Origin of the sequence: Tenacibaculum todarodis, from assembly GCF_001889045.1 — a bacterium.
Lineage (GTDB): Bacteria > Bacteroidota > Bacteroidia > Flavobacteriales > Flavobacteriaceae > Polaribacter > Polaribacter todarodis.
Window position 1 is genome coordinate 2930854 of the sequence record NZ_CP018155.1, and the last position, 25300, is coordinate 2956153.

Annotated in this window: 15 protein-coding genes; 11 read left to right on the forward strand and 4 right to left on the reverse strand. The window is 28.4% G+C overall.

Translation table 11 applies throughout. The features are described from left to right. Positions 1-27: 27 nt before the first annotated feature. On the reverse strand, positions 28-1797 hold the full coding sequence (locus LPB136_RS13390) for a TonB-dependent receptor (RefSeq protein WP_158009577.1): 1770 nt from the start codon (positions 1795-1797) through the stop codon (positions 28-30). A gap of 56 nt (positions 1798-1853) precedes the next feature. Further along, a complete protein-coding gene (locus LPB136_RS13395; protein WP_072556854.1) occupies positions 1854-4871 on the reverse strand; it encodes a tetratricopeptide repeat protein in 3018 nt (1005 codons plus the stop codon). A 123-nt stretch (positions 4872-4994) separates the two neighbouring features. On the opposite strand from LPB136_RS13395, the gene LPB136_RS13400 reads away from it, so the two are divergent. After that, positions 4995-5681: a cell division ATP-binding protein FtsE gene (locus tag LPB136_RS13400; protein ID WP_072554179.1), complete on the forward strand. Its 687-nt coding sequence runs from the start codon at positions 4995-4997 to the stop codon at positions 5679-5681. On the opposite strand, the gene LPB136_RS13405 is transcribed toward LPB136_RS13400, so the two are convergent. Further along, positions 5674-6786, reverse strand: a complete 1113-nt coding sequence (locus LPB136_RS13405) for a glycosyltransferase family protein (protein ID WP_072554180.1) — start codon at positions 6784-6786, stop codon at positions 5674-5676. The genes LPB136_RS13400 and LPB136_RS13405 overlap by 8 nt on opposite strands. A gap of 56 nt (positions 6787-6842) precedes the next feature. Between LPB136_RS13405 and LPB136_RS13410 the strand changes: the two genes are divergently transcribed. Beyond that, on the forward strand, positions 6843-7661 hold the full coding sequence (locus LPB136_RS13410) for a 2OG-Fe(II) oxygenase (RefSeq protein ID WP_072554181.1): 819 nt from the start codon (positions 6843-6845) through the stop codon (positions 7659-7661). On the opposite strand, the gene LPB136_RS13415 is transcribed toward LPB136_RS13410, so the two are convergent. After that, a complete protein-coding gene (locus LPB136_RS13415) occupies positions 7662-8744 on the reverse strand; it encodes a glycosyltransferase (RefSeq protein ID WP_072554182.1) in 1083 nt (360 codons plus the stop codon). It lies immediately after the preceding gene. Between the two features lie 356 nt (positions 8745-9100). Here LPB136_RS13415 and LPB136_RS13420 point away from each other — a divergent pair, with 356 nt between their 5' ends. The 9 genes from LPB136_RS13420 to LPB136_RS13460 all read left to right on the forward strand — a co-directional run bounded on the left by LPB136_RS13420 (position 9101) and on the right by LPB136_RS13460 (position 25150). Further along, on the forward strand, positions 9101-10375 hold the full coding sequence (locus tag LPB136_RS13420) for a phage integrase SAM-like domain-containing protein (RefSeq protein ID WP_072556814.1): 1275 nt from the start codon (positions 9101-9103) through the stop codon (positions 10373-10375). 68 nt (positions 10376-10443) lie between these two features. After that, positions 10444-10926, forward strand: coding sequence for a DUF6576 domain-containing protein (locus LPB136_RS13425; protein ID WP_072556815.1), 483 nt, complete (start codon positions 10444-10446; stop codon positions 10924-10926). Between the two features lie 111 nt (positions 10927-11037). Continuing rightward, positions 11038-12549 (forward strand): ATP-binding protein, encoded by a 1512-nt coding sequence (locus tag LPB136_RS13430; protein WP_072556816.1) that lies wholly within the window; start codon positions 11038-11040, stop codon positions 12547-12549. 16 nt (positions 12550-12565) lie between these two features. Continuing rightward, complete coding sequence (locus LPB136_RS13435) at positions 12566-15376, forward strand: Z1 domain-containing protein (protein ID WP_072556817.1); 2811 nt, start codon at positions 12566-12568, stop codon at positions 15374-15376. A gap of 5 nt (positions 15377-15381) precedes the next feature. After that, on the forward strand, positions 15382-16413 hold the full coding sequence (locus LPB136_RS13440; protein ID WP_072556818.1) for a PD-(D/E)XK motif protein: 1032 nt from the start codon (positions 15382-15384) through the stop codon (positions 16411-16413). Further along, positions 16413-18590, forward strand: a complete 2178-nt coding sequence (locus LPB136_RS13445) for an AIPR family protein (protein WP_072556819.1) — start codon at positions 16413-16415, stop codon at positions 18588-18590. The genes LPB136_RS13440 and LPB136_RS13445 overlap by 1 nt, the downstream gene beginning before the upstream one ends. Before the next feature lie 99 nt (positions 18591-18689). Then, positions 18690-20120: a DNA cytosine methyltransferase gene (locus LPB136_RS13450; RefSeq protein ID WP_072556820.1), complete on the forward strand. Its 1431-nt coding sequence runs from the start codon at positions 18690-18692 to the stop codon at positions 20118-20120. Beyond that, positions 20110-21393 (forward strand): DNA cytosine methyltransferase, encoded by a 1284-nt coding sequence (locus LPB136_RS13455; RefSeq protein WP_072556821.1) that lies wholly within the window; start codon positions 20110-20112, stop codon positions 21391-21393. Before LPB136_RS13450 ends, LPB136_RS13455 begins: the two co-directional genes overlap by 11 nt. Before the next feature lie 109 nt (positions 21394-21502). Further along, positions 21503-25150 carry an AAA domain-containing protein gene (locus LPB136_RS13460; protein ID WP_072556822.1) on the forward strand — a complete coding sequence of 1216 codons (3648 nt, stop codon included), beginning with the start codon at positions 21503-21505 and terminating at the stop codon, positions 25148-25150. Positions 25151-25300 lie beyond the last annotated feature (150 nt).

A 25300-nucleotide genomic window follows, 5' to 3' on the forward strand; every position in this document is an offset into this window, starting at 1 on the left:
AAATCTCAGAATTTAGGCAGCTCTTTCTTAAAAATCAAATTTATAAGTTATTCCTCCTAAAACTTGAAATCCTTGAACATTAAAGTTCGTAAAACGCTGATAATTGTTGTTAAATATGTTGTTTACTTTTAAAAATGCTGATAGATTATCGCTAAATTTATAACCACTATTTAAGTTTACATCAAAGTATCTTCCTAAATTAATTGGAGAACTAAGTGAAGGAAACGCACCAGCAAATTGAACATCTTTTCTGTTGCTAGCAAAATAAATAGTAGTTCCTGCATACCATTTAGCCGTTTTGTATTTGGCAAATAATTCGCTTTTAAGTTTTGGTAAATTCCAAGAAAATTCTTGTTGTTTTGGTGTGTATGTATTGAACTCTCCGTTAGCACCAATTACTAAGTTTTTAGAAACATCCCATTCTACTTCACCAAAGAAATTTATGTTTTTAATATCATCATAAATTACACTAAATGAATTGCCATATTCATATCCTAAAAAGTTTATTCCGCCAGAAGCAATTGTTGTTCCGTCTGATTTGGAATTGTTGACAGAAAACAACGCCTTATCTTCAAATTGCTTATAACTTATACGAGAATTATAACTTATACTTTGTGATAATTTTCCATTAATACCTCCGTGAAAATTATATTTTTCATTAGTCTGTGTGATATATTGTGTTGGTGAGATAAACGGATTTTCATCTGTAAATTGTTTGTAAGAATTTGTGTGTAAATCTCCACCAGCACCAATAAATAAGTTAGCAAAGTTTGCAATTATTGGGTATGATATTTTTACATCTGGATATACATAAAATTGACTTAAACTGTTTTCAATATCTGAAGTATAGTAAATTTTGGTTCCTAAGTTGATGTCAAAATTATAAAACTTTAATTTGTATGAAGGGTTTAAACCAGCAGTAAAAAAACTATAATCAACCTGATTGGTGTTTTCGTATGATTGATTAAAGCTCCCGCTTAAATAATCTAAAGAAACATCTAAAATTATTTCGTTAGAGTTACGGATAAATCTATCTAAAGAAAACTGAAACTGTGGAGCAATAGAGACCGAAACTTCATTACTGTCAAAATCATCATTAAAATAAGATATAGCAACTTTAGCTTGGTTAATATAATTGTCTTCAAAAGTTATTTTACCATGTAAATTTATAAAACTATAAGCTTGCTCTTCATTTATAGATTCTATAACATTACTGTTATAAGCTGTGTTTGGTAAACCATACCAATTGTATTTATTTTGTTCGAAATCTAAACCAACTTTCCAATCGAAATAACGATCTTCTTGTTTGTAATAAAAGTTAGCTAATAAATTAGAATAACTACTATCCAAATCAGTGTCTTTAACCGGATCGCTAGATGAAATGTATTTTGCATACAAGCCAAAATCATTTTCAAAACGAGTGCTGTGGTGTAAAAAAGTTTCTAAATAAGGTGTTGTGTTATTCCCAAAACCAACAGCAAGGTAATTTTTATATAGTTTTTCTCTTTCGCTAAAATCTACACCTTTTAAAGCTCCTTTTTTTGGAGTAAAAGTTGAAGCTACTGGCGCAGGAAAAATTTGATAACTCAGTTTCTTTTTTTTGCTTTTGTCTGAAAGTTTAATAGTAGGTTTTTTCTTAATTTTAAAAGCATCTGTAACCTTTGGGGTGTAAGACGAAACTACGTTTACAACTTCAGTTTTTATAGTGTCTTTTACTTTTTTCACAGCAGGTTTATCTTGAGCAAATACAAATTTACCAGCAAACATCAATAGAAATATAAAAAAGTAGTTTTTCATTTTTTTTGTTTAAATTCTTAACAATAGTACTAACACTATTAAATGCCTATTATGGGCTATTTTTGTGGAGTTACAGATTCGTTTGTTTTGGCTTCTTTGTTTTTTATTGTTCTGAGTTCGCTTGTTGCTTCTTCAATTATATCTTCATATTGCGTGAAGTTTTTAATAATATTTTCTAAAATATAAGTAGCTTGATAAGCATCTTCTAACGCATAATAGTTTTTGGCCATTATTACGTAGCTTTTTACTCCCCAATATTTGTAAGCAGAATAATCTGAAATTAATTTTTGAACTATTTTGGTTGAAGAATCATATTCTTTATTTTCATGTTTAAAGAAAGCATCATAATACAACGTTTCGGCTTTTAATTCTCCAGTTGCGGTTCTTCCAACTTCAATAAAAAACTCTTCTGAAGTAGTAAAATCTCCAGTTTTAAAAGCAGAACGTGCAATTATAATTTTTGCGTCAGCTTCAACAGTTTTTTCAATTTTATTTGTTGTTAAAACTTTTTCAGCATATTCAACCGCTTTATTATAATCTTCGGCTTCATAATAACCTTTCATTAAATTACTTTGTGCAAAAATTATGTTTTGCGGATAATTAGCTTCAGTTTCTAATTTTTCCAACAAAGACATTGCGTTAAACCAATCTTCTTTTTCAAGGTAAATCTGAGATAACTTGCTTAAAGACTCTTCGCTAAATTCGCTCTGGCTTTGGCTTGTAACATATGTATAATGCGGTATAGATTTCTCTGATTGATTGTTTTTTAAATAAGATTGCGCTAAGTAAAAATGCGATTTTAATGCATGTAATCCGTTTGGGAAATTTTGCAAGTATTTATCAAAACCTTCAATAGCTTTTTCAGTATTATTTTCTAAAAATTTGTTTTCTGCAGCTTCATAACTAGCATTGTCTAAATCTGCATCCGTAACATTTATAAAACTAACATCTTTAACCCAAACAGCATATTCATCTACTTTTCCAATATCTATATATACATTTCTAGCATTTGTTACCGCCTGTTTTGCTTCGTTTGAATTTGGGTATTTGGCAACAATTTCTTTGAATTTTGACAAAGCTTTTTTGTTGTCGCTTGTGTTGTAAAATAACAAACCTTGACGCAATAAAACATTTGGATTGTAAGCACTTTTAGGATGATTTTTCAACAACCTATTGTAGGCGTCTTGTGCTTTATCATTCTCTCTTATTGTTGTGTATGTTGTTCCTAATTGAAAAAGTGCATCGTCTTTTAATTTGGAATTAGTTTTTGTGTTTACAACGGCTAATAAATCTGTTATTTTTTGTTGATAATTACCAGACAAACCGTTGCTCATTGCTTTTTGATATTGTGCGTAATCTGCACCAATACCTCCATCAGTAATTATTTTATCATAAGAAATAATAGCTTTTGAGTATTGTTTTGAAGCGTAATAAGAATCTCCTAAACGTAAAAAGGCATCGTCTTTTAATTCAACTTCATTGTTGCTTTGCGTTGTGTATTGATTAAAGTAATGTGCCGATTTTTGATACTCTTTTAATTTAAAATAGCAATAACCAATGTTGTAACTTAATAGGTTATTTTCTATTGTTTCTGAGCTATCAACCTTTAAAAATAAATCTAAGGCCTTTTGAAAGTTTCCTAATCTGTAATTACTTTCAGCTAACCAAAAACGAGCTTTATTTTGCAATTCTAAGTCGTTAGATTGAGTTCCTTTTTCTAAAAAAGACAGCGATTTTTGTAGTTTGTCTTCGTTAAAAAGTTGAATTCCTCTGTAAAGAGAAACTTCATTTTTTAAGGCGTCATTTTTAAATTTTTTATTCTTTTCTATATAATCTAATGCCCCTTGATAATCTTGCTGATGTAAAAAAGAAGTAATTAATAATTCATTTATTTCATTAGTTTGAGGAGAATTTGGATACGTATTTAAATAAGCTTGTAAAACTTCTGGAACACTTTGGTATGGGTTACCTTCTTCGTAACTTAGTTTAGCATAATTTAAAAAAGCATCTTCTTTTACCTTTTTATCAAATTCCATTTCGCTAGCACTCTTAAATGCATTTAAAGCCTCTGGTTTTTTATCTAGTTTTAAATAACATTCCGCTAATTGATAGTAAGCATTTTGCGAAACCTTGTTTTTCTGATCTATTATTTTATTGAAGTTTCTAACCGCGTTTCCGTAGTCATTTTGTTTAAAATGAGCAAAGCCAAGTTGGTAATAATCGGTATTGTTCCAACGTCCTTTTTTACCTTTATAGTTTTGCAAATACGGAATTGCCTCAGTATATTTTTCTAAGTTAAAATAACTTTCACCAATTATTTTATTAATGTCTGATTGTTGTTTTTTATCTGAATTAGGTAAAATTTTCTTTCCAATTTCAATAGATTTTTCAAATCGACCAGCTTTAAAACTAATATCTAATAAGTAATAATTAGCTTTGTTTTTATAGGTAGCAACATCTGCAATTTCTGTTAAAGAAGTCTCAGCTAAATCGTAATCTTCTTGTTTGTAAGCAATATAACCATAGTAATACCTTGCATCATCTCCATAACGTTCATTAGATAATAATTTTTCAAAACGATTTTTTGCGTCATCTACATAACCAGAAACTAAGAGCGCATAACCCATCTTAAAATTTAAATCGCTTTTATCTTCAGTATTTAAAAGTTTTTCATCAACTTTTGTGTACCATTTTAATGAATGTGCTGCTTTTCTATTTGCAAAATAATAATTACCAACATTTAAATAAGCGAGTTGTTTTTTATTACTATTTGGGTGATTTTCAACAAAATCTAAAACTTTTTTATCTGCATTGGTTTGATTCAATTTAATGGCGCACATTGCATCATAATAATCTGCATTTGCTTGTAGGCTTTGTTTCTCTTCTGCTAACTTAGAAACTTTTACAAAAAGTTGTTGCGATGCTGCATAAGCTTTGTTGTTAAATAAAGTTAAAGCTTCATGGTATTTTGCCGTTGTGTTAAACTGCATTTCAGTTTCTTGCCCAAAACTATTTAGAAGGCCACATAAAATGAATGAAAAGCAAAGGAGGTTTTTCTTAAAAATAGTGTTCATATTTTTTGTCATCTGAAAAGGATAACGTCGTTTTTTAGCTTTTGTTTGATAATTTTCATCAAAATTAACAAAAAAGCTATAAAATCAACTAGAAAATGATAGTTTTGTATAAACTACTTTTTAATGATACAACCAGTTTTACATTTAGAAAATGCAGATATTTATCAGCGAGATAATTTAGTGTTATCAAAAGTGAATTTCACCCTTAATAAAGGAGATTTTTACTATTTAATAGGAAAAACAGGAAGCGGAAAAAGTAGTTTGCTAAAAACTTTATATGGCGATTTAAACCTACAGCGAGGTTTAGGAACTATTGTTGATTTCGATTTAAAGAAGTTAAAGGAAAAAGATATTCCTTTTTTGAGAAGAAAAATTGGAATTGTTTTTCAGGATTTTAAATTATTGAACGATAGAAATGTTTTTGAAAACCTAGAATTTGTCTTAAAAGCTACTGGTTGGAAAAGCAAAGCTGAAATAAAAACCAAAATTGAAGAAGTTTTAGGTAAAGTCGGTATTAAAGAAAAATACTACAAAAAACCATTTGAACTTTCTGGAGGAGAACAACAAAGAGTTGCAATTGCACGTGCATTGTTAAATGATCCGGAACTTATTTTAGCAGATGAGCCAACTGGGAATTTAGATCCAAAAACCTCGCTAGAAGTTATGGAACTGCTCAATGAAATTCATAAAAGCGGAAAAACAATTTTAATGGCAACTCACGATTATCAATTAATAGTAAAGTATAAGCAAAAAACGGTAAAATGTGAAGGTGGCGAGTTGTTTGAAGTTGTACAGCAAGCCGTTAATTAAAAATAATATCTATTATTTTCTGCGCACTTGTTTCAGGATTAAATTCTTTTAAAATTAATTCTCTCTCTAATATTTCTTCAGAAGAGAACTCCTTTTTGAATAGATTTAAAGTTTCTGCTAAAATTTCTTGTTTGTTATTTGCAATTTTACAAAGTTTCTCTAAACCAGTTTTTTCAACCATAAACTTATTTGCAATAATAAATTTACCTTTATAAAGTGTATTTAATAGTTTAAGTTTTATACCCGTATTTTGAAAAGTGATTAATATATTTATGTGGGCTTGAGCAAAAAGCTTGTCCAATTCCTCTTGATTAGGTATTGGATTGTAAACAATATTATCATGTTTATTTATTTCTCTTAAAAGTAGTTTGTTTTTAAAAGTTCCGGCTATAACTAAATTGAATTCACTGTTTTTATAAACATCAATTAAAAACATAGCAGCAGTTACATTTTCAGAAACGTTTAAGTTGCCATGGTATAAAATAAAATTCCCTTTACTAAATAAGTTGTTGTTTTTTTTAGCTTCATGAAAAGCAGGGATGTATTTTGATTTTAAACCAAATTTTGATAAAAAATAACGTTGTTCAATAGGTGAAATAGTGAAGATTCCTTTTGTTCTCTTTAAATTAGTTTCAATTCTTCTTAATTTAATTGCTTCTACATAAAAAAGAGCTTTTTTAAAAATGTTTTTCTCACTTTTACTTAATTCAAAAAAATACTTATGTTCTATATTATGAGTTCTAATATAAGCATCTTTAAAATTGAATTTAAGTAATGGATAAATACTGTGTAAACCTTCAAAAATTATAGGTATTGTTTCAGATTTTAAATTGATAGTTAATTGATAATTACTTCTACTTTTAACTCTGAAAGGTAATATAGAAAATAAAGATAAAAAATTATTTTTTCTCTTATAGTAGTAAATTTTTTTACAATATTTTTCTAATTCAGGTTGTTGGTTTTGTGTATCAAAAACATTAATATGTAAAATAATATCAACACCTAATTTATGTAGTTTTTTTATTTTATAGAAAACATCAATTACACCACCATAATTAGGTGGGTAAGGATTGTCAAAAGAAACTAAGTGTATACTTTTTTTCATAAAACTCAAAGATAAAATTTAAAAAATGAATACATTTATACTTTCTAAAAAGAATTATGAATTTAAGTAGAAAGGAAATAACAGCTTTAATTTTCGCTAATTTAAGTAATAATAAAGAGATTTTAAAAGCACAGTTTTTAAAATCTAAAGCTACTATTGGTTATTTTTTCATTGATAACTTATTGCCAGAAGAATTGGCATTAGAAATTCATCAAAAATTTCCATCGACAAAAGTTTCTGTAAGAAGGAAGAATTTAAGAGAATACAAGTTTATAGCTTTTCAAATGGATAAATATGATTCGCTTTTGGAGGAAGTTATTTATGCCTTTCAAGATGAAAAAATAATTGAAATAGTTTCAGAAATTTGTGGTTTAGAATCAACTTATGGTGATGAGCATTTGTATGCTGGTGGCTTGTCATTAATGGAAAAAGATAACTTCTTAAAGCCGCATTTAGATAATTCTCACGATAAAGATATAAACAGATGGCGAGTTTTAAATCTATTGTATTATGTATCGCCAGAATGGGAGTTAGAAAATGGAGGTAATTTAGAGTTATGGCCTAATGGCTTAAAGAAAACTCCATTAACTATTGTTAGTAAATTTAATAGGTTAGTGGTTATGGCAACACATAATAATTCGTGGCACTCTGTTAGTAAGGTTAATTCTGATGCTGTTAGGTGCTGTGTTTCTAATTATTATTTTTCTGAAAAACCGTTGTTTCAGTCAGATTCTTTTCATGTAACTACTTTTAGAGCTTATCATAAGGAAAAAATAAGAGATGTTTTCTTATTGGTGGATAATTTTTTACGTTCAAGTATTCGTAAAGTTTTAAAAAATGGTATAAAAAAATCTTCACATCAATATAAGAAGTAACTAACAGTTTTCAAAAACACTAAGCAATTTAGGTTCTTCTTTTTCCCAAACTAATTTTTCTTTAGCTTTTTTTAATTCCGAAGAAAAATCTCTTTCAAGTATTTTTTTTATCTGATTTGCTAGTTTTTTAGGAGCTCTGTCGTTAATAATTTCACCAACCTTGTAATCTATAATAACACGTTTCATTTCTGGTAAATTAGAAACTAAAACGGGAACCTCAGCTTGTATATAATCAAATATTTTATTGGGTAATGCGTAACGATAATTTAAACCTAAATTTTCTTCTAAGCTAATTCCTAGATCAGCTAAAGGTGTTATTTTATGCAATTCTTTTGGGGTTAATTTGCCTAAAAACTTCACCTTGTCATTAAGATTCTCTTTAGTAGTTTTGTTTTTTAAATCTTCATAAACATCACCACTTCCAATAATTATAAAGATATGGTTATTAAGATGTTTCATTACATTAATCATTAATTCTAAACCACGACCAATATTAAGGGAACCTTGATAAATAATTATTTTTTTAGTTTTAGTAGAAAAAGAAATTTTGCCCTTTTTAATAGTTTTTTTAACTGGTAAATTTCTAACAACTTTAAAGTTTGTTTTGTGTTTTTTGTTATAGAAGTCAGCAATGCTTTTGCAAACTGTATAGCAGTTTTCTAGTTTAGGTAAGATCAGATTTTCTAATTTTAACCAAACGTATTTTACAAAAGGTTTGTTAATCAATTCTGGAGATTCTGTAAACAGTTCGTGACTATCATAAACCAGTTTTTTACGTTGAATTTTACCGACTAAAAAATTAGCTAAAAGAGTATCTAAATCGTTCGATAGTAAGATGTCTTTTTTTGAGAAAAGTAACAAAAAGAAGATTCTAAAATTATATTCAGCATAAAATAAAAAACCAGTATTAAAAAGTAAATTAATTCTTTTAGTGTTGTATTTTCTATCTAATTTAAAACTATTAGGTAATTTTCTTCCAATTAAAAGTACATTAAAATTATTATTATGTAATGTATTACAAACTTTATCTACACGTTGGTCGGTAGACAAGTCATTAGTAACAGAAACAATTATTCTTTTCAAGAGATAGATTTAAAACTGCAAGATAAAAAAAAGAAAACCCACTTCTAAAAGAGAAGTGGGAAATTGCTATGAAAAACTATGAAAGAGTGTATTGCGCACTCTAAATAGTAAGTCTTTTGTAAGTTTACAAACTTACAGTATAACTCTTAAAAATTAGTTAAGAGTTATTTGTGGAGACGCCGAGACTATAATTATATACATGATTATACAAGTGTTCTTTTCTCATTTCTTAAAAACCTTTTAAATACAGCGTTTGTGATTAATTTTCACTTTCTATTGTAAAATAATGTATAATGATATATATGTTTGGCTGACTAAATGCTGGCTAAATGTTATCTTTGTTAAAAATAAGCAATATGGCGAGGATAAAATTCATTTTACAAGGTAAAAGTTCTAATTCACAAATCTATTTACGATTATCTCTCAGCAAATATGTTTCTTTTAAAAGAAAGACTGGATATTCAATAGATTATAAAGATTGGAGTAAATCAACAGGTTTTCCAAAGTCTAACGACCCGTTTAATAAGAATTTAAAGGTGGACTTAAAGAATCTTGAAGTATTTGTTGAGAAAGAGCTGAATGTTTCAAATACAAATGGAATGGATGTAACTTCATTATGGCTAAAAGATTCAATTGCAAATTTTTTAGGTAAGTCAGAAGCTAAAGAACTTGATTACTTAGTAGATTATACAAAGCAATATATTGAAAGACTTAGGAATAAGTCTAATAATAATGGACAGAAAGGAGTGTCTGAAGCTACTATAAAAAAGAGAACTACTATTCTTAATAAGATTGTTAAATTTCAAAATCATACTAAAAGAAAATTTAAAGTTAAAGATGTCGATTTAAAGTTTAGAGAAGAATTTATAGAGTTTTTAGATTCTGAAGAGAAGTTGTCTGAAGGAACAATTGGTAAGTATTTAAAAGAAGTAAAAACAATTTGTTTTGATGCTCAAAAAAATAATATAGATGTTAGTTCTCAGTTGATTCACTTTAAGGGTTTTAATGTAGATTCAATTCATGTAACATTGTCTTTTGATGAAATTAAGGAGATTCAGAAAACAAAATTTGAAGACAAGTATTTAGAGTTGGCGAAAAAATGGCTAATAATAGGTTGCTATACAGGTCAGAGGGTTTCTGATTTAATGAGAATGAATAAAAGCATGATTGAAAAGCATCGAGAATATGAGTTTATTGTGTTAACTCAAAAGAAAACTAAAAAAATTGTGCAAATACCGATTCACAATGAAGTAAAATCTATTTTAGATTCTTTAGATGGTAATTTTCCTGATGTTTTTAGTGAGAATGAGAGTAGTAATTCAGCTTTGTTTAATAAATATTTAAAATTGGTTTGTAAAGACGCTAAACTTACTTATTTAGCTGAAGGCAAGCTTAGAAATGAAGAGACAGAGAGATTAGAGATTGGTAAGTTTCCAAAATATAAATTAGTTTCTTCTCATATTTGTAGAAGGTCGTTTGCAACGAATTTTTATGCGCAAAGAAGGTATCCAACACCATTATTAATGAACATTACAGCACATTCAACCGAAAAGATGTTCTTAAAATATATAGGAAAGAAACCGATAGATTACGGGCTCCAGTTAGCTAAGATATGGGCTGAAGATATTTAGTGTTGCTTTAGTTTTTTTAAATCTGAATAAAATAAATATAGAAGGAAATTTTTAATAGATTTGTGAGAATGTATAGATCAATAGATAAGATACTCGATAAAATAAATAAAGTTGGACTTAATAATTTGTCTTACGATGAAAAGACTTACTTAAAACAATATAATTCAAATTCAATAGATAAAGGGCTGGAGGATTGGTTGTTTGGTAAACAAGAAGACTCTTATGATGATAATGGTAATAAGTTATTATATGATGAGTTTGATGATAGTGAAGATATTTTTCATAATCATATTAAATTAAAACGAGTGATTTCAAAAGTGTTAAATAAACATTCGTTTACGAATAATGCAGATTGGGGAGGTGCAGATGTTTGGGGGCTTAAAACAATTGATAATATTACTGGATTATTTATTTATCTTGGAGATGATGAAGATTTTGTACTATTAAATAGGAGAATTAATGAAGAGGAGGATTACGAAGACACGGTTTTACAAACTATAACTAATAATATAGAGTTGAATGTTTTGTTTTTGGATCATATAAATCCTTGAAAATAAAAGTTTATTAATAATTTAAAACGCTTTGAATTAACGTACAACAGGTGTAAGTTTTATGTTTTTGTTAAACTGTATGATAACTAAAAAAAATGCTAGTATTTTTAAATGAGTAAATTTAGAATTGAACCTCAACCAGGGAGTATATTAGGGTCACTCAGGAGTATTGGGTATAACTTAAAAACAGCTTTGTCTGATATAATTGATAACTCTATTGCTGCAGAAGCAAAAAGAATAGAAATTGTAAATAACGATTTCAAGGTGGAAAATGCTCATTTAGAATGGATGGCAATTGTTGATGATGGTTTAGGTATGACATCTGAAACAATGATTAAAGCTCTAACTTTAGGGGGTGAAGGAATTGAAAAAGAAAGAAACGCTGAAGATCTAGGGAGGTTTGGGTTAGGTTTGAAAACGGCTAGTTTCTCTCAATGCAGGAAGTTAACGCTAATTTCAAAAAAAGAAACGATCAATAGTTTTGTTTTTGATTTAGATTATATTAGTAAAAATGGATGGGAAATTTATTCTATAGAAAATCAGGAAAACTTAATACAAAAAATAAATGCTAGAATTGAAAATAAAGAAATTCTTAAAGGTGAAAATTGGACGATTGTTTATTGGGGAAATTTAGACAAAATACAAATTAATTCTATTTCCAGCTTTCATTTGGAACTTTCTAAAGTGCGAAATCATATTGGATTAATTTATCATAAATTTAATAATTCTGTTTCTATTAGGTTAAATGGCACTCTTGTTAATTATTGGAATCCCTACAGTACTGCCATTTCTAGTCAAGAAAAGAATTTTAAGTATGGTTCAGGGAATGAGACATACTCTTTAAAAGGTCACGTATTAAAGCATTCTAGTGAATTTAATAATAAAAGCGAATACGGAGATCAATCTAAGATTGGGACTTTTAATCAGAACCAAGGTTTCTTTGTCTATAGAAATAATAGATTAATTTACCGTGGAAGTTGGTTAGGGCTTTTTAACAAAGAACATCATTATATCTTAGCAAGAGTTGAAATTAATTTATCTAATAGTTTATCTTCTGATTTGGCATGGGGTGTAAATATAAGTAAGTCATCCGTTTCCATTCCTAAGTTTGCAGAAGCAGATATAAGAGCGGAATGTAATAGAATTAGAACAGAAGCTAATAATACATTTAGATTTCATGGAGGATTAAAGAAACATAAAGTTAGAAGAAAGAGTGCTGAAGCTAAAATACAGCCAATATGGAACTTTGAATCTAAGGGGACTAAAATTGGAGAAAAGAATCAGTATAAAATTAACGTTAAACATCCATTATTAGATAATTTTTTGAAAAAACATGTTTCTAATAAACAAGCTAATAATGAGTTTAAACAAATTTTAAAGTACTTAGAAAATTACTTGCCAATTGATAATATTTTTGCAAGAAAAGCAAATAATGAAGTTGAACAGCCCTTAGAAGATGATAGTGAAATTTTTGAAAAATTTAAAAGGTTTATGTCTATATACGAAGAAGATATGGGAGCAAATGAAGCCTTTTCAATTTTAATTAATGTTGAACCATTTAATAGTCTGTCTTTTAACGAAGAGCGATTAATTGAAATGGGAGTAGATGTAAGTCAACTATAAAGCAAAAAAAAAAGATATGGAAAACAAAGAAATTAAAGATGCAGTTCAAAGTAACTTACTCAACCTAATAAGTAGAGGTGTAGAAATCACAAATGCAGTTATAAGAGAAAGAGTGAACAGATATCACCCTATGTATCCTGTGGATGAATATCCTAATATAAAATGGGAGAGAATTATCAATGAATTAGAAACTCATCATACTATAACTATTGGAGTTAGTGAAACATTGTATAATAATCATAGGATTCCTTGGGTTAGAAATTATAAGCAAAATAATCCTAATTTATTAGATTTTCCATTCTGGAATAATTACAAGAGGTACTTAACAGAAATACAACATTTACCTCAAACAGTTGTAGATGAAATTGATCAAAGCACGGATGCAATACTTGATGGAATGTCAAACCCTAATGAAGGTAAAAATTTCGAAAAGAAAGGCCTAGTTATCGGTTATGTTCAATCGGGAAAAACTGGTAATTATGTTGGGTTAATTAATAAAGCTATAGATGTAGGGTATAAATTTATAGTTGTATTGGCAGGTATGCATAACAATTTGCGTCAACAAACTCAATTTAGAATAGATCAAGGAGTTAATGGAATTCAAAGGATTAATGGTGAGACAAAACCTGTAGGGGTAGGGACTTTATTAAATAGGTTTAATACGCAAACTCAAACGTTAACCACAGCTGATGTAAATGGCGATTTCAATTCAGCAGCTGCCAATATGAATGGAATTAATTTTAATGTTGATACTCCATTAATCGCTGTAATTAAGAAGAATATACACCCTTTAACAAATATGAATAAGTGGTTAGAGAATGTAATAGGGATTAATAAAGAAACTCAATCTGATAAAACGGTTTTAATTATTGATGATGAAGCTGATCAAGCAAGTATAAATAATAACTTTAAACCTGAAGACTTAAACGCTCCTTTAATTGATGATGAAGGGAATGAAGATGAAGCTAATACCCCAAGCGCTATAAGTGGAGGGATAGTTAATTTGATGAATAAATTCAGTAGAAGGTGCTATACTGGTTATACTGCAACACCTTATGCTAATGTTTTAATACCTTTAGATAATCCTCATCACCAAAGTATATTTCCAGAAGACTTTATTGTTAGGCTAAAACAGCCTTCAAATTATTTAGGGCCTGAAAAATATTTTGAACAAGGATTGCCAGGAATACTGCAAATAGATAGTTCAGAAGGTTTTTCCGATGAACTGAAAGCTTTTAAAAAAGAAGAAATTGAAGAGTTAAATATTCCAAACTCTTTGAAAATGGCTACGAAACAATTTATAATCTCTGGCGCATTACGTTTTTTTAGGGATCAACAAAATTCACATATGTCTATGCTTATCCATGTATCCCATTTGACTAGGATACAAAATCATTTAGGAGTTGTTTTTAGAGATTATTGGAGTGAATTAAAGGGAGCTATTGAAAATAATAATGAAAAACTGTGGGAGGATTTGAAATCATTATATCAAGGTAAAAAGGTAAATGGATTGATAAGTGAAATTCAAAGTCAAAAAAAATACACTAGTGAATACTCAGCAAATGAATCTTTTCAAAATAATAATTTTGATCTTCCAATAGATTTTAGTGAATTAAGAGATTACGTAAGAAGTTTTGTTGCAGCAGTTGAAATTTTAGTAGTTAATGGAAATAAAATTAATAAAGGGCAAAGTTTAGATTATCATTTACATCCAAATGGTCGTAAAGTAATTGCTATAGGAGGTAACACTATGTCAAGGGGCTTAACTCTAGAGGGGTTACACACCAGTTATTTTATTAGGCACGCAAGGACATTTGATACTTTAATGCAAATGGGACGTTGGTTTGGGTACAGATCTAATTATGCGGATTTATGCAGAGTAATAACCTCTTCAGATATAGCAACTGATTTCAGTGAGATCTGTTTAGCAGATACCACAATGAATGAAAATATTTCAGCAATGATTAGAAGTAACGCTTCTCCAAGAGATTTTTTAATAAAAATTAGACAGTCAACGACAAGTTTGTCGGTCACATCTAAAATGGGTGTTGGAGGTGAAATGCAGATCAGTTGGGCTGGTGGAGAAGTTATAACGAATTTATTGACAAGAAATTCAGAAACTATTTTAAATAATCACAATGTTGTAATTGATTTAATTTCTAAAATTGAAAACAAATGTCAAATAAATAAATCTGATAATAAGTTAGTTTTTGAGAACGTTTTTTTAGAAGGCGAGTTAGATTATTTCAAAGATAATTTTATAGTTGAAAACAATAATGGTAGTCTAGAATTATCTAAGATATTTGAGTTTTATAAAAAATCTGGTTTTGATACAGTTAATGTAGTTATTGTGGGAAGAAAATCAGGAGTAAAAGGAAATTACTCGTTTCTTGGTAAAAAAATGGGTCTTGCACAAAGAAATAGCAAGGATCCCGAATATTATCCGCATTTTAAAGTTCCAAACGGCAAACTTACTGACGCTTCATATATAGCTAGTTTTATTGAGGTTAATAAAATTGGTCTAACAGAAAAAGAACAACGATCACCTTCAATAACTTGTACATATCTTAGTAAACCAATTATAACTTTTGTTGCTCTTGATCCAGAATATTTTTATAGTAACATTAAAGTGGAAAGAAGCGAATCTCCTTCTTTGGAAAATATGCACAAAGGGTTGCAGGATTTAATTGATCAGGAAAGTGGAGGTTATTCGTCAATACCTTATGGATTATCTATTGCTACTCCATCTAAAAAACCAGGTAGTGGACTTATTAACAATAATTCAGTATCAGTTTTAGTAAATCAAATGGTAAAAGAAAATATTTAAAGATTATGAACATAAAGAAAATATTTTCAGAATTAATAGTTAGTGAATCTTCTAGCGGTAAATATAATACTAGATTAATAGATTTCGATGAAGCTAATAGGTACAAAACAATTTTAGCTATAGATAAATTATCTGATAATCAAAAGTGCGTTTTATTGCAATTGAAAAATGGAGGTAAGAGTTCGCAGGTTATCATTAATAATATCAATACTTTGGATAGTATTCAAATAGATACTTTCCCAGTTCCCGATCCAGGTACAACAGAATTAGATACTTATTACAGTATAAAGCTTGATAGAAATACGGAAGAAGATATTTTTTACACTTTTTTAACTGATATCATAGAGACTGCAAAAAAGTCTATTTCAGAGTTAGTTATTTTAGATATCTTGAAAAGAGTTAAATCTTGGATGAACTTTTTTAAAGCTAAAAAAACAGGAGTTTTAACAGAAAGTAGTCAGATAGGATTATTCGCAGAACTAACAGTATTGAAGGTTTTGTTAGAGGAAAATCCAAAAGATATTCTAGATGTAGTTACAAGTTGGGTGGGACCAAAAAATCAAAATCAAGACTTTATTTTTCCTAATACACAAGCTGTAGAGGTGAAGTGTACCACAAAAAATAATCGATATGAGGTTAAAATTAACAATGAATTTCAACTTGATGGCACAGGTTTAAGTGGTTTGTTTTTAGTTGTTTATCAGGTAAAAAGACATAAAATTACTGAAGCTTCATCTTTACCTTCTTTACCTAAAATAATTGAAGAAATTGAAAATTTATTAATCCATGATACGGATGCTAAATTTGAATTTGCAGGGTTATTATTGGAAGTTGGATATTTAGCTGAAGCTGAAATTGAATACTTAGATTTTGGGTTTCAAATAATTAATGAACCTGAAATATATGATGTAAATACAAGGTTTCCAAAATTAGCAAGAGTATCTATTCCTAACTCAATAAAAAAAATTGAGTATAATTTGAATTTACAAGATCAACCAACTCTTGACTTAACTCTTAATAATTTAATAACCTTATAATGAGTTTTTTTACAACTTTAAAATCTTTAGTAGAAGAGAAATTATCTAAAGATACACATTTAAATGCTGAGTCAGCTTTTAGTGAAATTTGTTCAGAGTATTTGGTAGACTCTTCTCTAATTTCAAATTTTCAACATTCTCAATATTTTAAAGAAGTTGTTGGAGGTAGGAATTTGAAGATTGATGGATTTAGTTTAAATGAAAATGAGACTGTTTTATCTTTCTTCGTTACTAATTTTAATAATTCGGAAGAAGGGAGTAAAATAAACAAGAATGATGTTGAGTTGATTTTCAAACAGTTGTATAGAGTTTTAAATTATGTAATAAGAACCAATGAATATAATCTTCCTAAGTCAAATATCTTATCTGCATTAAACTCAGAGTTTAATGCAGATATTAAAAACAATATTGTAAAGATTGATTTTTATTTATTTACCAATAATACCGCTGTAAATAATAAAGAAGTTGACGTAACTAAAATTATATCTAAAGTCGATAATGAATCGGCTATTGATTTTAATTTTAGAATATATGATATTAAAGAATTTGAAAGATTACATAAAAATAATCAAAAATTAGATATTGACGTTTTAGATTATTATGATAAACCTATAAATATTTTAAAACCTAAGATTGGAGTCTCAAGTTACGGAACTGCGATAGCAATACTACCTGCTAAATTTTTATACAATATTTATAGTGATTTTGGAGGGCGATTATTAGAAAGTAATGTGAGATCGTTTTTATCAACACGAATTAAAGTAAATAAAGGGATAAAAAATACCTTAATAAATAATCCAGAAATGTTTCTAGCATATAATAACGGATTGTGTGTTACTGTTTCTGAAATAATATTAAATGAAGATAAATCTGTTAAAACATTTAAAAATTTTCAAATTGTAAATGGAGGTCAGACGACCTCTTCAATATTTTTTGCAACACAAGATGCTAAAAAGTTAAGACTGAATGTTGAGCTCGAAAAAGTTAATGTAATGGCAAAAATTACAGAAATTCGAAGGAATATAGATTCGGTTAAAATTCAATCAAATATCGCAAAAAATAGTAACCTCCAGAATGCTGTTAAGCAATCAGATTTATCTAGTAATGAAGAGTACTTAATTAATTTACATACTTGTTCCAAAAAATTCAGGAATCCAACCTCGAATAATTATTATTATTTTGAACGAACAAGAGGTCAATATCAGCTGGAGAAGAATTTAAGTAAAAATGAAAAATACTTTTTAAATCTATTTCCAAGTAAAAATAAGATAGAAAAATCTGACTTGTCAATTTTGTTTTTTTGTGCGATAAGTAGCAAAATTGAACCTTTTATTTCAGTACAGAGTGCCGAAAAAAGGTATAAAATTATTCGTGATCAATTCGAGTCCGAGAATAAAAAAATAAGTGAAAACTATTATGTTAATATAATTGGTGCATTTATATTTTATAAGGTATTTAAAACTAAATACGGAGTAGGTGTAAATGCTATAGGTAGAATTAGAAAAAATGTAGTTGCTTATTCAGTTTCATTAATTCAGGAATACTTATTAAAAGAGAATAAGAGCATTGATTTTCAAGAAATATGGAATAATGGAGGGGTAAACATTCCTGAAACTGTTATCAAAGAGTTTTTATTATATGTAAATCAATTGCTACTTAAAAACTTAGATGATGGGCGTCTTGATGAAGCTTGTAAAAAAAGAGATTCTTGGGAAAAAATAAAAGCAAAAGTTGATTGGTTAAAATTAGACCCAATCACTGAGTCAATTCCAATAAATAAAATTCAGAAGTTTAAGAATAATAAATCATCTAAATTAAATTTAGATAGTAAGTATAAGTTAATAGTCGACGAAATAAATAGGATGATTTCCAGCCCTTCAAAATATGTAATACTCCAAAAACGTATTTTAAACGAGATCGAAACTTATATGAAAGATGGAATGTCCTTATATAGTCGTAGACATTACAGGTTAATTAAGGATCATTTTAGACCTAATTCCAAATTAACAGAATATAAACCAAAAACCTATAATATATATCTTGTAGAATGTCAGAATAAAAATGGAGAATTAATAAACAGGAAGTTTTCTGACTTAAAAATACATTTAGAAGAACTTTATCGAGTCTTTAATGAAATATTAAAAGATGAACTTTTAAAGTTAGATCAAAAAATATAATTCAATTTATTGTAAAAATTAATATTAATTGAAACTAATCTAGCTTAATAAAAAATAGTTCGATTATTAAACATAAAGCATTTACTTTTGAGTCACTCAATGAAAAATAAAAAGAAATATAGTTATATAGATTTATTTGCAGGCGCAGGTGGATTGACTATTGGCTTTGGGAATAATGGATTTCATTTGGAGATAGCTAATGATATAGCTGAACCTGCTTTAAATACTTTCAAACGAAATTTAAAACAAACTCACCCTGAAACAAATATTAATCGGGTAATTTTAGGTGATATTAAAGAGTTATATGAACATTTAGGTAATGGTCAAGTTGTTTACAACTTACAGGGGCATATGACTATAGAGACCAATAAAGAAAGTGAACTAAGAAAAAAAGCACCTTCAATAAAAGATGATAGTAGTGTAAGAGAATTACTTTCTTCGATTGAAAATGTGGATGTTCTAGTTGGCGGTCCACCTTGTCAGGGATTTTCAATGATAGGTCGATCTAAAAAAGCAACTTTAGAAGAGCGAACAAAAGGTTTTATCGACGATCCTAGGAATCAGTTATTTAAATATTATTTAAAGTTTGCTGAGAAATTGTCTCCAAAATTAGTTTTAATTGAAAATGTTAAAGGTTTGGCATCTGCATCAGCTTATCGAGAGTTAATTGAGGAATCTTTAAAGGATACAGGAGAGTTTGGTTATGATACCTCCTCTTGTGTTTTAAATGCAAAAGACTTTGGATTAGCTCAAAGTAGAGAAAGAATTTTTTTTATTGGAGTTAGGAAGGACTTATATCAAAAATATAATGTCGAAGCTTCCAGTATTTTTGAAGAAATTAATAAATCAAAAAAAGAACCTTTAAAATTAAAAGATGTAATTTTTGATTTACCTCAAATAAAAGCAAATCCAAAACCGAATAATTATAAAGAAGAGGCTGAAATTCCATTTAGTAGAATAAAAACTTCCTTTGGTAAAAATATTTCTGACGAAGCCTACTGTGAGTTGCTTAATAAAGAAAAAAGCAGTAGATATTTAAACTTAATAAACACTTATAAAGGTAGATTAATAACACCAAGATACTTGTTTAATCATAAATCTAGGTACCATAATGAGCGAGATTTATTTATTTATAAAAATCTTGTAGCGGGAAAATATTTAAATAATCCAATAAATAAAAAAGCGCTATCGAAGGTTACATATGGTGTTTTTATTGATAAAGAAGGAATTAAAAAAGTAAAAGGATTTGGAGATAAATATTTTAAACTAGATCCTGAAAATGTTTCTAAAACTGTAATAGCTCATTTAGAAACCGACGGAAATTCATATGTACATCCAGGTAAATTCCCCAGAAGTATAACGCCAAGAGAAGCCGCAAGAATACAATCTTTTCCTGATTGGTATTTTTTTACAGGAAGTACTAGAAACCAATTCAAACAAATAGGAAATGCTGTACCACCAATATTAGGAAGTGTATTTGCAGAACATTTTAAAAATGTATTAGATTTAATAGAAGTAGATGCAAAATAAAAAATTAACGTTTATAGATTTATTTGCAGGTTGTGGAGGTTTATCTGAAGGATTTATAATGTCAGAAAAATATGACGCTATTGCACATGTAGAATGGGAAATACCGATGGTAAGAACCTTAAGAAATCGGCTTGAAAAAAAATGGAAACATTCAAAAGAAGAATCTTTAAGAAGGGTTATTCATTTTGATATTCAAAAAACAAAAGAATTAATTAATGGGGGTTGGGAGGAACAAACTATTGGGATTTTTGGAAAAACAAACCATGAAGATGTAATTAATAACGGGCTAAAGGGTATTGTTTCAGGAAGAAAAATAGACTTAGTAATTGGAGGTCCGCCATGCCAGGCATATTCAATAGCTGGAAGAGCGCAAGATAAAAACTCAATGAGAGATGATTACAGGAATTTTTTGTTTGAGAGTTTTACAAAAGTAGTAACAGAGTTTCAACCTTCTGTTTTTTTATTTGAAAACGTTCCAGGAATTCTAAGTGCTAGTCCAGGAGGAAAGAAAGTAACAGAAAGAATTTTTGAGTATTTTAATGAGCATGGGTATGATATAAAAAAACCAGAAGATCTTCGTAATGTAGTTTTATCAGCAAGTGATTTTGGAGTGCCGCAAAAAAGAGAAAGAGTTATAATCGTTGGTGTTAAAAGAGGTTTAAATGCAGAGAATATTAATTTAGAGAATATATATACATCAATTAACCGTCAAAAAATAAAAGCACCAAAAACCTTAAGGCAAGCAATTGGTCATTTACCAAAATTTAAACCAACAAAAGAAATAGTAAAAATAAAGAATCGCAAGTTTTCCCATGTTCCAGTTGAAAAGGGTTTAATCGTTGAAGAAAATCATAAACCTAGATTTCATAATGAACGGGATATAAAATTGTTTAAAGAATGGGTAACAAAAGGAATGAACAGGCGTTCTTCAAGCGAACGATTACTTTTTTATAACTCCTTATTGGGAAAAAATTCGAAACATGGCAAATACAGAAGCTTAGAATGGGATAAGCCTTCTCAGACAATTTTAGCCCATTTACAAAAAGACGGTTTAATATTTATTCACCCTGACGCAGAACAAGCTCGAACTATTACAGTCAAGGAAGCTGCACTTATACAGTCGTTTCCTGATGATTTTAAATTTTCTGAAAGTATGGGCTATAATTATAAAATGATTGGAAATGCGGTTCCTCCCTTAATGGCAAAGAAGATAGCAATAGGGATTGCTGAGGTGTTTGATTCTATTGTTCATAATGTAGGTCTATCGAATTAAATAGTATCTATTAAAGTTATATATTTATCAAAGTATTGAGTGTAAAGTGTGAATTTTGAAACGTTCATTTTTTAGCCAATGCAAAACAGAACTGATAAAAAGAGAATGAATGGTATACCATAATAATGAAGATATTTTTGATGACGAACCTATAGAACTGATAATAAGATTCGAAAATAAATCTGTAAATACTCTTGGTAAACAGAATAAAGGAAGCTTTGAAGAATTAAAAAGATGGATTGAAAATAAATCAATAAAATGCTTCTTTCAAAAGAAAAATGAAGACGAGCATAAAGTAACTTTTCAAATTGAAAACAAGCAAATAGAATTAGTTTTAAAATGGCAAGAACAAACTTTCGACTATAAAACAATAATAAATCAAAAATCGAAAAATGTAATATCTGAAATTCAACAACTCAATTCAGATGAATATACTGTTACTGAAAATTGTAAAGTAAAACTTATTGACTTCAAAAAGCCTTATCGTTCTCAAAGAGAATTAGAAGATTTATATAACAAAATATGCAAACTTGAAATTTCGCCAAAATCAGAAATTGAAAATCAGCAAGAAATTTGGGATAAATGGATTGAAGCACAAAAACTCATTCTTAATAAAAATTCTCAACCATTAGAAATAGTCAAATACGACCAACCGATAAATATTCACGAATCACTCTATCAATTTCGAGTTAAGTTAAAGCAAGAAGAAAATCCAGAATTTAAGAATATTGAAAAGATTATTTCAGAAGAACCTTTCAATTTAAACGAACGAATAAATCCTGATGGAAGTCTGTTTTTGAGGTTTAAAGATATTAACGATGTATTAGATAGAGTTATACAAAAAGATTTTACAACCATACTCGAAAGGGATAAACAAATTGCTTGTGTTCTTAAAATCACACCTTTTTCTATATCAAATAAAATTAGTAAAACATTTAACAATCGTTTTATAGTTTCAAATAATAGCGATACAATTAATGTTTACATAAATAATTTATCTCAAAAACAAGAGATTGTAGATAAAATGTTTTTAGAGCAATTTTACTTCAAGAGTTACGGAGCAGAATTCGAAATTGATTGGCATTGCAATATAAAATTAGATAAGAACATAAATATTAGCGACCATTTATTGAGACGATTAAGGCACAATGTTTTCTCAAGAAAACATAATGAATTTGATAGTCTAAAAAAAATGTACCAAGAATTAATCACCATTTTTGGAAAAGATAAAGTTAAGTCAAAAGTGTATTTAAACTTCGACCAATCTAGAGTTAACCAACCAATAAGGTTTGAAAACTCATCATTTAAAAACACTTTTTGGACTGAAATAAAACGAGAATTTTATTCATTCGATTTTGACACAAATGTTAGTGAATCACAACAAACTGTTGCTTTTGAATTTGTTGATTATTCAGATTTAAAATCAAAATACGAGAAAATAAAATCTTTAAATAGATTTAATATTATGCTCTCGCCATTAAATGACGATTTTAAATTCAAAGTAAAAATCGACATCATAGCTAAAAAATCTAAAAAAGAAGAGTTTTTGGATAAAACAAGACAGATAGCTGGTTCAGAATTCTACATTGATAGAGGTGATAAATTTGAATACAAAAAAAGACAGGTTGTAATTGGAAATCTAAATGGTAGAAATTCCGACTATAATTATTACGTTTTCAACTTACCTTATAAATGGTCAGATGATAAACGTCAAACAGATAAATTTTTCAAGTTCATTGAAGAAGAACCTAAAATTAAATTTGTAACACCAAATTTAAGAGGAGACCAAGCAAAAATATCTTGGCTAAATGAAGCAATGAATAAAATTACTAATCCAAAAGAAGGATTAGACCTAAAACCTGTAAACGAAAAAATCAAAGATTTCATTTTTGATAGTTCAAAAGCAGAGGAAATATATAAAAACCTCTCAAAAGATGAGGAAGAATGGAATGAATTAAAAAGACACGAATTACTAATCTTAAACGATTCTCAAAGAAAAGCTGTTCTATCTGCTTTAAATTGTACAGATTTAGCATTACTTCAAGGTCCACCAGGAACTGGTAAGACAACTGTTATCGCAGAAATGATTTGGCAAATGGTAAGAGTAAACCAAGAACAAAAAATTCTTTTAACTTCTGAAACAAATCTTGCTGTAGATAACGCATTAGAAAAATTACTAAATAAAAATCATACACTAGTAAAACCAATACGTTTTGGAAGAGCTAGTAAGTTTGAGGAAGAAGGAAAAAAGTATGCGTTTGAACGCATAATGAAATGGGTTGACGAAAAATTTGAAACTGATGATAATTATGAAAATGAAGTTCTAGAGGAAGACGATGTTGAAATAGTTGAAGAAGATTTTTACAACAATTCTGTACAATTATGGATGCGAAGAATTGCGAACAATTCCCAACAATCTAATCCAAAATATAGTGACATTATGAAAGATTGGGCTTTTGAAATGGCGCAACCTGATAAAGAAATGAAAATGGTATTTAAAGATAAATACTTTAAATATGCAAATGTTGTTGGTAGTACAAGTAGTTCAGCAGGAAGTCCAAATTTCGGTGCTGATTATCAACGAATTTTCAACGATTATGAAGGCGAATTAGAAATTGGTCAATTATATAAACGAGCTAAAAATCTAAGTAAAAAACATATAGGTTTTAACGGTTGGTATAAAGGAACAAATTTATTAGAGGTAATTAAACCTATTGAATTTGATACAGTAATAACTGATGAGGCAAGTAAAGCGACACCACCTGAATTATTATTGCCAATGTGTTTTGGACGCAAAAACATTATAATTGGCGACCATAGACAATTACCACCAATGCTTCACGATAAAACCTTTAAAGAAACATTAGAATCACTTGAAACAACAGAAGCAAAAGAATTGGCATCTGAAATTAACAAGGACTTTGTAGAAACTTCTCAGTTTGAACGATTAATAATGCACCCTAAAGTTTCACCAACCATTAAATCTACATTTAATGAACAATATAGAATGCATCCAAAAATCAACAATGTAATTAAACAATTTTACTTGGATGAAGGTGGTTTGGAACCTGGAAAACCTATAAAGGAAAATGCAAATGACCCAAATCTAAATAATCCATTTTCTAGACATCACGGATTTTTGCTTAATAAATTTATTAATCCAGATATTCATACTATTTGGGTTAATGTGGATGAACCAGAAGAATTAAGCGGAACATCAAGAATAAATAATTATGAAATTGAAGCTGTTGAGCTAGTTATAAAACTTCTTAAAATATCAAATGGATTTGAAGCGTATATGAAACACTGGGAGAACAGTAATGACCAAAATAAGATTCAAGAAGAAAAAGAAATTGGTTTAATTAGTTTTTACGGCCATCAAGTATCTAAATTGAAAGAAGTTGCTTTAAAAGCAAGAAACAAATATGATATTCCAATTCGATTAAATACTGTCGATAAATTTCAAGGTATGGAAAGAAACATCATTATTGTTTCAACAGTAAGGAGTGATAAAAAGATAGAAAACGGAATAACCAAAACGAACAAAGATATTGGTTTTGCTAAATCACCTAAACGATTAAATGTAGCTCTATCAAGAGCCAAACGCTTATTAATAGTCGTTGGTAATAAAAATATGTTTTATAGATTTAAAGATAAAAATGGAAACCAAATTTATAAAAATGTAATTGACACCATAAACAATGAAGGAATTGTAGTTGATTTTAGTGACCTAAAAAAAGAATTCGGAAATGACTGATGATTTAGACTACAACATATTCAAAGCAATAGAACAAGATAAAAAACTAACAGAAATATATCTTGGCTATAAACCTTTTGACTGGTTTTTTACAAAAACAAAGTATTCTGCAACTTGCACTGAAGCAGTTGAATTCACATTATTTGACAA

Bases quoted from the DNA above. Each gene is read 5' to 3' on its own strand.
- LPB136_RS13440 (WP_072556818.1), top strand. From the start codon at position 15,382: ATGAACATAAAGAAAATATTTTCAGAATTAATAGTTAGTGAATCTTCT.
- LPB136_RS13410 (WP_072554181.1), top strand. From the start codon at position 6,843: ATGAATTTAAGTAGAAAGGAAATAACAGCTTTAATTTTCGCTAATTTA.
- LPB136_RS13425 (WP_072556815.1), top strand. From the start codon at position 10,444: ATGTATAGATCAATAGATAAGATACTCGATAAAATAAATAAAGTTGGA.
- LPB136_RS13435 (WP_072556817.1), top strand. From the start codon at position 12,566: ATGGAAAACAAAGAAATTAAAGATGCAGTTCAAAGTAACTTACTCAAC.
- LPB136_RS13450 (WP_072556820.1), top strand. From the start codon at position 18,690: ATGAAAAATAAAAAGAAATATAGTTATATAGATTTATTTGCAGGCGCA.
- LPB136_RS13420 (WP_072556814.1), top strand. From the start codon at position 9,101: ATGGCGAGGATAAAATTCATTTTACAAGGTAAAAGTTCTAATTCACAA.
- LPB136_RS13395 (WP_072556854.1), bottom strand. From the start codon at position 4,871: ATGAACACTATTTTTAAGAAAAACCTCCTTTGCTTTTCATTCATTTTA.
- LPB136_RS13445 (WP_072556819.1), top strand. From the start codon at position 16,413: ATGAGTTTTTTTACAACTTTAAAATCTTTAGTAGAAGAGAAATTATCT.
- LPB136_RS13405 (WP_072554180.1), bottom strand. From the start codon at position 6,786: ATGAAAAAAAGTATACACTTAGTTTCTTTTGACAATCCTTACCCACCT.
- LPB136_RS13390 (WP_158009577.1), bottom strand. From the start codon at position 1,797: ATGAAAAACTACTTTTTTATATTTCTATTGATGTTTGCTGGTAAATTT.
- LPB136_RS13430 (WP_072556816.1), top strand. From the start codon at position 11,038: ATGAGTAAATTTAGAATTGAACCTCAACCAGGGAGTATATTAGGGTCA.
- LPB136_RS13460 (WP_072556822.1), top strand. From the start codon at position 21,503: ATGGTATACCATAATAATGAAGATATTTTTGATGACGAACCTATAGAA.
- LPB136_RS13400 (WP_072554179.1), top strand. From the start codon at position 4,995: ATGATACAACCAGTTTTACATTTAGAAAATGCAGATATTTATCAGCGA.
- LPB136_RS13455 (WP_072556821.1), top strand. From the start codon at position 20,110: ATGCAAAATAAAAAATTAACGTTTATAGATTTATTTGCAGGTTGTGGA.